This window comes from Pseudomonas sp. Colony2, from assembly GCF_019382755.1.
Classification (GTDB): Bacteria; Pseudomonadota; Gammaproteobacteria; order Pseudomonadales; family Pseudomonadaceae; genus Aquipseudomonas.
In genome coordinates, this window is sequence record NZ_CP080030.1 from 6,483,088 (window position 1) to 6,490,007 (window position 6,920).

Genomic DNA, 6,920 nt, shown 5'->3' on the forward strand with positions numbered 1-6,920 from the left:
CAGCTTAACGCTTGGGCTGGAGACGCAAGGTCGATGCTTACTTCAGCTCGACTTTAGCGCCTGCTTCTTCCAGCACTGCTTTAGCTTTGTCAGCTGCGTCTTTCGACACTGCTTCCAGAACCTGGGCAGGGGCGCCGTCAACTACTGCCTTGGCTTCTTTCAGGCCCAGACCGGTCAGTTCACGTACTGCCTTGATCACGTTTACTTTCTTCTCGCCAGCTTCCAGCAGCATGACGTTGAATTCGGTTTGCTCTTCAGCAGCAACAGCGGCAACAGCTGGGCCAGCCGAAGCAGCGGCAGCGGAAACACCGAATTTTTCTTCGAAAGCTTTGATCAGCTCAACAACCTGCAGAACCGACATTTCAGCTACGGCGTTGAGGATATCGTCTTGGGAGATAGACATTGCTGTAATTCCTGAATTGGGGGACGGCCTACGCGGCCATCGAAATAAACAAAAATACGCGAGAGGAGATGCTCAGCCTTAGGCTGCGGCAGCTTCTTTTTGCTCGCGAACTGCGGCCAGAGTACGAGCCAACTTGCTGGTAGCGCCTTGAATCACGCTCATCAGCTGAGAAATTGCTTCGTTACGGGTCGGCAGTGTTGCCAGTACGTCGATTTGGTTAGCTGCGAGGAACTTGCCCTCGAACGCAGCTGCCTTGATCTCGAACTTATCCTGACCCTTGGCGAATTCCTTGAACAAACGGGCAGCAGCGCCAGGATGTTCCTTGGAGAACGCAATCAGGGTCGGGCCAGTGAACACGTCGTTGAGGACACTGTATTCAGTGTCAGCAACAGCGCGCTTGAGCAGGGTGTTACGTACAACACGTACGTATACGCCAGCTTCACGAGCCTCTTTACGGAGTCCGGTCATAGCGCTTACTGTCACACCACGGGCATCAGCCACGACAGCGGACAGAGCAGCTTTGGCAGCCTCGTTGACTTCAGCGACGATGGCCTTCTTGTCTTCGAGATTAATTGCCACGGGTTTAACTCCTGCTTGTTACCGTTTCATCTGGCCTAGGCCGGATGTCGTTTTGGTGTCTGATTCGGTAAGGAACCGGGAGCACCATCTGCGTAGGCTTGTGGTTTAAGACTTGCGTCGCCTACGGTCTTGGATAGCCCCCGCCAGGCAGGGACCCCAATCTTTCAATTGGCGCAATTACTTGCGCCAATTTGTGTCTTATACGTCCAGCGAGCCTTGGTCGATGACCAGACCTGGGCCCATAGTGGTGCTCAGGGTAACGCGCTTGACGTAGATACCTTTCGAGGAAGCTGGCTTGATACGCTTCAGATCAGCGATCAGGGCTTCAACGTTTTCCTTCAGCTTGACGGCATCAAAGCCGACTTTGCCAACGGAGGTGTGAATGATGCCGTTTTTGTCGGTGCGATAACGAACCTGACCAGCCTTGGCGTTTTTAACCGCGGTAGCTACGTCTGGAGTCACGGTGCCGACTTTAGGGTTAGGCATCAGACCACGTGGACCAAGGATCTGACCCAGCTGACCTACAACGCGCATTGCATCCGGGGAAGCAATTACGACGTCATAGTTCAGGTCGCCGCCTTTCATTTCGGCAGCCAGGTCGTCCATGCCAACGCGATCGGCGCCGGCGGCCAGAGCAGCTTCAGCTGCTGGGCCTTGGGTGAAGACAGCTACACGTACGGTCTTGCCAGTACCGTGTGGCAGCACAGTAGCGCTACGAACGACCTGGTCGGATTTACGTGGGTCAACGCCCAGGTTTACAGCAACGTCAACAGACTCGCTGAACTTGACAGTCGACAGCTCGGTCAGCAGAGCAGCAGCGTCTACAAAATTGTAGGACTTGCCCGCTTCGATTTTGCCGGCGATAGCCTTTTGGCGCTTGGTCAGCTTAGCCATTACACACCCTCCACGTTAAGGCCCATGCTACGAGCAGAACCGGCGATGGTACGCACGGCTGCATCCATATCAGCTGCAGTCAGATCCGCGTTTTTGGTTTTCGCGATTTCTTCCAGCTGAGCACGGGTCACGGTGCCAACCTTAACGGTGTTAGGACGAGCGGAACCGCTAGTCAGACCAGCAGCTTTCTTCAACAGAACCGAAGCCGGGGTCGACTTGGTTTCGAAGGTGAAGCTACGGTCGCTGTATACAGTGATGATCACTGGAGTCGGCAGACCTGGCTCAATACCCTGAGTACGGGCGTTGAAGGCCTTGCAGAATTCCATGATGTTCACGCCGTGCTGACCCAGAGCTGGACCAACAGGTGGGCTTGGGTTGGCCTGAGCGGCCTTCACTTGCAGCTTGATGTAAGCGGTAATCTTCTTGGCCATGAGGCACTCCAATTACGGGTTCGAACGCCTCGAAAGGCTCCCCGGTTACTTGCGCGTTTATCCCAGTGACGACAAAACCCCACAGCCTAAGGCTGCGGGGTTGGGATGCTTGCTCAGCTAGACTTTTTCGACCTGGCTGAACTCTAGCTCTACCGGAGTAGAGCGACCGAAAATGAGCACTGCCACTTGGATCCGGCTCTTTTCGTAGTTAACTTCTTCGACGGTGCCGTTAAAATCAGCGAACGGACCATCTGTGACACGAACAACCTCACCCGGCTCGAACAACGTCTTCGGCTTGGGCTTGTCGCTACCATCAGCAACGCGACGCAGAATTGCTTCTGCTTCTTTGTCAGTGATCGGAGCAGGCTTATCAGCGGTACCGCCGATGAAACCCATGACGCGAGGAGTGTCCTTGACCAAGTGCCAAGTACCCTCATTCATGTCCATTTGAACCAGCACGTAGCCAGGGAAGAACTTACGTTCGCTTTTGCGTTTCTGGCCATTACGCATTTCAACCACTTCTTCAGTGGGAACCAGAATTTCGCCGAAGCCATCTTCCATGCCTGCCAGCTTTACGCGCTCTAGCAAAGAGCGCATGACATGCTTCTCGTAACCCGAGTAAGCATGCACAACGTACCAACGCTTAGCCACGGGACACCCTTAGCCAACAATCAAGGAAACAAGCCAGCCGAGCAGGGAATCAAGCCCCCACAACAGCAACGCCATAACCAGAACAACAGCTACCACGATCAACGTGGTCTGCGTGGTTTCTTGGCGAGTCGGCCAAACGACTTTACGGATCTCGGTACGAGCTTCCTTCACCAGGACCGCAAACGACTTGCCTTTTGCAGTCTGCAGGCCAACAAAGGCAGCAACAGCAGCAAGGGCGAGCAATGCGAGGACACGGTACAGGATTGGCGACCCAGAGTAGTACTGGTTGCCAACAACGCCTACAACCACAACAGCGACTACTACAAGCCACTTGAGCAGATCGAAGCGAGAGCCTTGAGCTTCAGCCTTAGGAGTCATCTATGAAGATCCTGTGAAAAGAAAGCCAGACACACCAAGTGAATCTGGCAGGTCAGGAGGGAATCGAACCCCCAACCTACGGTTTTGGAGACCGTCGCTCTGCCAATTGAGCTACTGACCTAAAACAAAATCAGGCCGACAATTATGCCGATCTGAAAAAGACTTTACAACAACAAACCCCTGCAGACCTGAAACCCACCCAAACAAAACAGCGAGAGAGGGCATATTCAACCGGAGGTAGCTGTTAAAACAAAGGCAGATATTTTCATATCTGCCTTGTTATATGGAGCTCTTGAGCGGATTTGAACCGCTGACCTCACCCTTACCAAGGGTGTGCTCTACCAACTGAGCTACAAGAGCGAAACAACTTGCACAACCTGCAAACTTGGAGCGGGTAGCGGGAATCGAACCCGCATCATCAGCTTGGAAGGCTGAGGTTCTACCACTAAACTATACCCGCGGAGCTTGCAGCTCACGCTAAAATGGTGGAGGGGGAAGGATTCGAACCTTCGAAGTCGTAGACGTCAGATTTACAGTCTGATCCCTTTGGCCGCTCGGGAACCCCTCCTAAGCGAGCCGGCATTCTACATCATGCCAGCCTTCTGTCAAGCATTTTCTCATTAAAAAATATGAGGTTAGCTGCGTTGACCTTCACTTCACCCTGTCGACCTAGAAGGTCTTCACTGCGAAGCGGGCGCCATTCTATGCAAACTATTCGAAGGTTGCAATGCCTTCGCACGGCATTATTTTATGTTTTAACTCATTGAATTCATTAGCAAGGTTTTCAAAGGGCAGATCATCGGCCAGACGCCTGCTTTCAGGGGCCACTCGCAGCCAGTATCCCGACGCATCAGGCAGGTTCAGAGACTGCAGCCTGACCTTGATATCCAGGCTCGTGAGGCGCTGCTCAACGGATTGAGCCTCTTTCTGATCAGGCAAACCGCCGATATACAAGCACATCGCCTGCGCATCAGGCGCTTTTGCCCTGTCTCGCCGAACCATCGCATCAGCCGATTCGCTCAACAGGCGGATATCTTGCTGAGAACCACGATAGAGAGCCAAAGGCGTGACATCTTTAGCGCGCAGAGGGGCCTCCTGCTGATGCCAGATGTAATAGAAGACATTGAGGACCAGCAAAAGCAGAAACAGCCAACGCATAAAAACCTCAGGACAAAGGGCACGCCATCGCCAAGCCAACAAAAACCAGATCAGGGACAAGCCTACCGTGAGGCACAGCGTCAGCCACGAGCTCAGCGTCCCCACCGGTAAGGAAGACGGTAAAATCGCTCCCCCAATAGCTTCGAGCCAACTCCAGCTGGGTCAACACAAAGCCCCTCAGCATGAGCGTACAGCCGCGCTCTACCGCCTCCACAGTTGTGCGCCCTGGAGACAGCGCCTCAAGAGCCCGCTCAGCGGCGATATCGTCATAGCGTATTTTGCGGGTATGTGTTCGAAGCTGATTACGCATCAGCGGCATCCCCGGACAAATGAAACCGCCGAGATGCTCACCGTCTGCGGAAATGAAGTCTGCTGTTGCGGCAGTGCCAAAATCGAGCACCAGGCACGCGCCCGACGCCAGCTGAAACCCACCCAGCATCGCGAGCCAACGATCCAGTCCCAGGCGCTCGAAATCTTCGTACCCGTTCCGCACCCCACCCATCTGCCTCGCCGAAGCAGCACACAGCACCTTGACGCCAAATGCCTCGACCAGGGTAGCGACCAGTTGACTCGTCTCATCCGAAGCGCGAACACTCACCAGCCGGCAGTCTTTTAACGCGAGCCCCGTGAGCGCGAACAGGCTGTCGATCAGCGAGGCATCCGACCCAACGACACCTTCGGCAAAGATACGAGCCTTATCCGACTCAAGTACCCGCCATTTGATAAAGCTATTCCCACAGTCGAGCTCAAGAATCATCACGCAACCTCAGGCTTAGCTCACCACCGCTATATACTTTCTCAACACCATCCACGCTCAACCGCAATGCACCTTGCCCATCGACCCCCAGCACCACGCCGTCAATCCGGTTCACGCCCGCGATGAGCGATACAGGCCGGTCCTGCCATAAATGGCTTTGCTCCCACTCACCCTGGATTGCCGAAAAGCCAGATGCCTGGTGACGCTCAAGATAAGCCTGCAGCTGCACTCCAAGACGCGCTACCAGGTAGTTGCGATCAACAGCACTGCCGCTCTCCAACTGTACGGAGCTCCATTGCTGATCGACCTCATCCGCCTTCTGCATGTTCACGTTGATGCCGATACCAATAACGACGTGACAGACGTCAGCGGGATCCCCGACCAGTTCCAGGAGAATTCCGGCGATCTTTTTCTGCCCGACCAAAACGTCATTTGGCCACTTCAACCCTGCACCACGAACACCCGCGTCGCGCAGCGCCTGCATAACTGCAAGTCCGACCACCAGGCTTAGCCCTTCCAACTGACGCATGCCGCCTTCGATCCGCATCACAAGGCTGTAGTAGACGTTTTGAGCGAAAGGACTGACCCACTTTCGTCCGCGCCTTCCCCTGCCTGCAGTTTGCTGTTCTGAAAGCACAAGAAATGGCGCAGTGCGACCCGATTCAATCAGCCGCAATGCCTCGGCATTGGTAGAGTCAATGGAGTCAGAGATATGAACAGGCCATGCAGGAACAGGTACATGCCGAGCTATTTCATCGGCACTTAACAGTATCAGGGGCGCAGCCAACTGATACCCCCTGCCGCGCACTTTATGGATAGGTAGACCCAATTCCGCCTCGAGATGCTGAAGCTGCTTCCATACAGCACTGCGACTGACACCCAAGGCAGCACCGAGCGCCTCCCCGGAGTGGAATCGACCATCTTTTAGAAGTTTCAACAACGTCAGCATGCAGGTCTCGCCTCACAATGAGGCACGCATGATAGCCATGCATTAGGCCATTGCATAGAAAGGCAGGACGTTAGCATTGAAGATGCTTGAAATTCGACCGCCCAAATTTTCCGACTGCGCAAAACAAAACCCCTGACTGCATAAGCAATCAGGGGTTCTGGAATTTAATCTTGACGATGACCTACTCTCACATGGGGAAACCCCACACTACCATCGGCGATGCATCGTTTCACTGCTGAGTTCGGGATGGGATCAGGTGGTTCCAATGCTCTATGGTCGTCAAGAAATTCGGGTACTGAGTCGTGGCCAGCTGGCCTCGCTTCAGCAAATTGGGTATGTGATAGCTAGGTGTTTGTAAGATCTCGAACTTTCGGTTCGTTTCGTCTTCACACACCGCAATCTGGTCTCTTCGACGCAAATTGCTTGGGTGTTATATGGTCAAGCCTCACGGGCAATTAGTATTGGTTAGCTCAACGCCTCACAGCGCTTACACACCCAACCTATCAACGTCGTAGTCTTCGACGGCCCTTCAGGGAACTCAAGGTTCCAGTGAGATCTCATCTTGAGGCTAGTTTCCCGCTTAGATGCTTTCAGCGGTTATCTATTCCGAACATAGCTACCCGGCAATGCCACTGGCGTGACAACCGGAACACCAGAGGTTCGTCCACTCCGGTCCTCTCGTACTAGGAGCAGCCCCTCTCAAATCTCAAACGTCCACGG

The 6,920-nt window shown here is 54.0% G+C and carries 9 protein-coding genes, 4 tRNA genes and 2 rRNA genes (1 of these 15 running past the window's edge); all 15 read right to left on the reverse strand.

Features of this window, described 5'->3' with window-relative positions; all coding sequences use genetic code 11:
• Window positions 1-37: 37 nt before the first annotated feature.
• Window positions 38-403, reverse strand: a complete 366-nt coding sequence (rplL, locus tag JV201_RS26410; protein WP_003210093.1) for a 50S ribosomal protein L7/L12 — start codon at window positions 401-403, stop codon at window positions 38-40.
• A gap of 78 nt (window positions 404-481) precedes the next feature.
• Window positions 482-982 (reverse strand): 50S ribosomal protein L10, encoded by a 501-nt coding sequence (gene rplJ, locus JV201_RS26415; protein ID WP_003210095.1) that lies wholly within the window; start codon window positions 980-982, stop codon window positions 482-484.
• Between the two features lie 198 nt (window positions 983-1,180).
• The gene (gene rplA / locus JV201_RS26420; protein WP_003176434.1) at window positions 1,181-1,876 is read right to left on the reverse strand and encodes a 50S ribosomal protein L1; all 696 of its coding nucleotides are present in this window, start codon (window positions 1,874-1,876) and stop codon (window positions 1,181-1,183) included.
• Window positions 1,876-2,307: a 50S ribosomal protein L11 gene (gene rplK, locus JV201_RS26425; RefSeq protein WP_003210097.1), complete on the reverse strand. Its 432-nt coding sequence runs from the start codon at window positions 2,305-2,307 to the stop codon at window positions 1,876-1,878. Before rplK ends, rplA begins: the two co-directional genes overlap by 1 nt.
• 117 nt (window positions 2,308-2,424) lie before the next feature.
• On the reverse strand, window positions 2,425-2,958 hold the full coding sequence (gene nusG, locus JV201_RS26430) for a transcription termination/antitermination protein NusG (protein ID WP_003176436.1): 534 nt from the start codon (window positions 2,956-2,958) through the stop codon (window positions 2,425-2,427).
• Window positions 2,959-2,967: 9 nt separating this feature from the next.
• A complete protein-coding gene (secE, locus tag JV201_RS26435; RefSeq protein WP_003210099.1) occupies window positions 2,968-3,336 on the reverse strand; it encodes a preprotein translocase subunit SecE in 369 nt (122 codons plus the stop codon).
• Between the two features lie 45 nt (window positions 3,337-3,381).
• Window positions 3,382-3,457 (reverse strand) — tRNA-Trp (locus JV201_RS26440).
• A 163-nt stretch (window positions 3,458-3,620) separates the two neighbouring features.
• Window positions 3,621-3,696, reverse strand: a tRNA-Thr gene (locus JV201_RS26445).
• A 26-nt stretch (window positions 3,697-3,722) separates the two neighbouring features.
• Window positions 3,723-3,796, reverse strand: a tRNA-Gly gene (locus JV201_RS26450).
• 23 nt (window positions 3,797-3,819) lie between these two features.
• A tRNA-Tyr gene (locus JV201_RS26455) sits at window positions 3,820-3,904 on the reverse strand.
• A 143-nt stretch (window positions 3,905-4,047) separates the two neighbouring features.
• Window positions 4,048-4,494, reverse strand: coding sequence for a hypothetical protein (locus tag JV201_RS26460; RefSeq protein WP_003210101.1), 447 nt, complete (start codon window positions 4,492-4,494; stop codon window positions 4,048-4,050).
• A 7-nt stretch (window positions 4,495-4,501) separates the two neighbouring features.
• Window positions 4,502-5,251 (reverse strand): pantothenate kinase, encoded by a 750-nt coding sequence (locus JV201_RS26465; RefSeq protein WP_087692333.1) that lies wholly within the window; start codon window positions 5,249-5,251, stop codon window positions 4,502-4,504.
• Window positions 5,241-6,200, reverse strand: coding sequence for a bifunctional biotin--[acetyl-CoA-carboxylase] ligase/biotin operon repressor BirA (gene birA / locus JV201_RS26470; protein ID WP_219406208.1), 960 nt, complete (start codon window positions 6,198-6,200; stop codon window positions 5,241-5,243). Before birA ends, JV201_RS26465 begins: the two co-directional genes overlap by 11 nt.
• Window positions 6,201-6,368: 168 nt before the next feature.
• Window positions 6,369-6,484: ribosomal RNA gene (gene rrf / locus JV201_RS26475) — 5S ribosomal RNA — on the reverse strand.
• A 150-nt stretch (window positions 6,485-6,634) separates the two neighbouring features.
• Window positions 6,635-6,920 (reverse strand): 23S ribosomal RNA (locus tag JV201_RS26480); it runs 2,604 nt beyond the window's last position.

Bases quoted from the DNA above. Each gene is read 5' to 3' on its own strand.
- rplL (WP_003210093.1), bottom strand. From the start codon at position 403: ATGTCTATCTCCCAAGACGATATCCTCAACGCCGTAGCTGAAATGTCG.
- rplA (WP_003176434.1), bottom strand. From the start codon at position 1,876: ATGGCTAAGCTGACCAAGCGCCAAAAGGCTATCGCCGGCAAAATCGAA.
- rplK (WP_003210097.1), bottom strand. From the start codon at position 2,307: ATGGCCAAGAAGATTACCGCTTACATCAAGCTGCAAGTGAAGGCCGCT.
- secE (WP_003210099.1), bottom strand. From the start codon at position 3,336: ATGACTCCTAAGGCTGAAGCTCAAGGCTCTCGCTTCGATCTGCTCAAG.
- JV201_RS26460 (WP_003210101.1), bottom strand. From the start codon at position 4,494: ATGCGTTGGCTGTTTCTGCTTTTGCTGGTCCTCAATGTCTTCTATTAC.
- JV201_RS26465 (WP_087692333.1), bottom strand. From the start codon at position 5,251: ATGATTCTTGAGCTCGACTGTGGGAATAGCTTTATCAAATGGCGGGTA.
- birA (WP_219406208.1), bottom strand. From the start codon at position 6,200: ATGCTGACGTTGTTGAAACTTCTAAAAGATGGTCGATTCCACTCCGGG.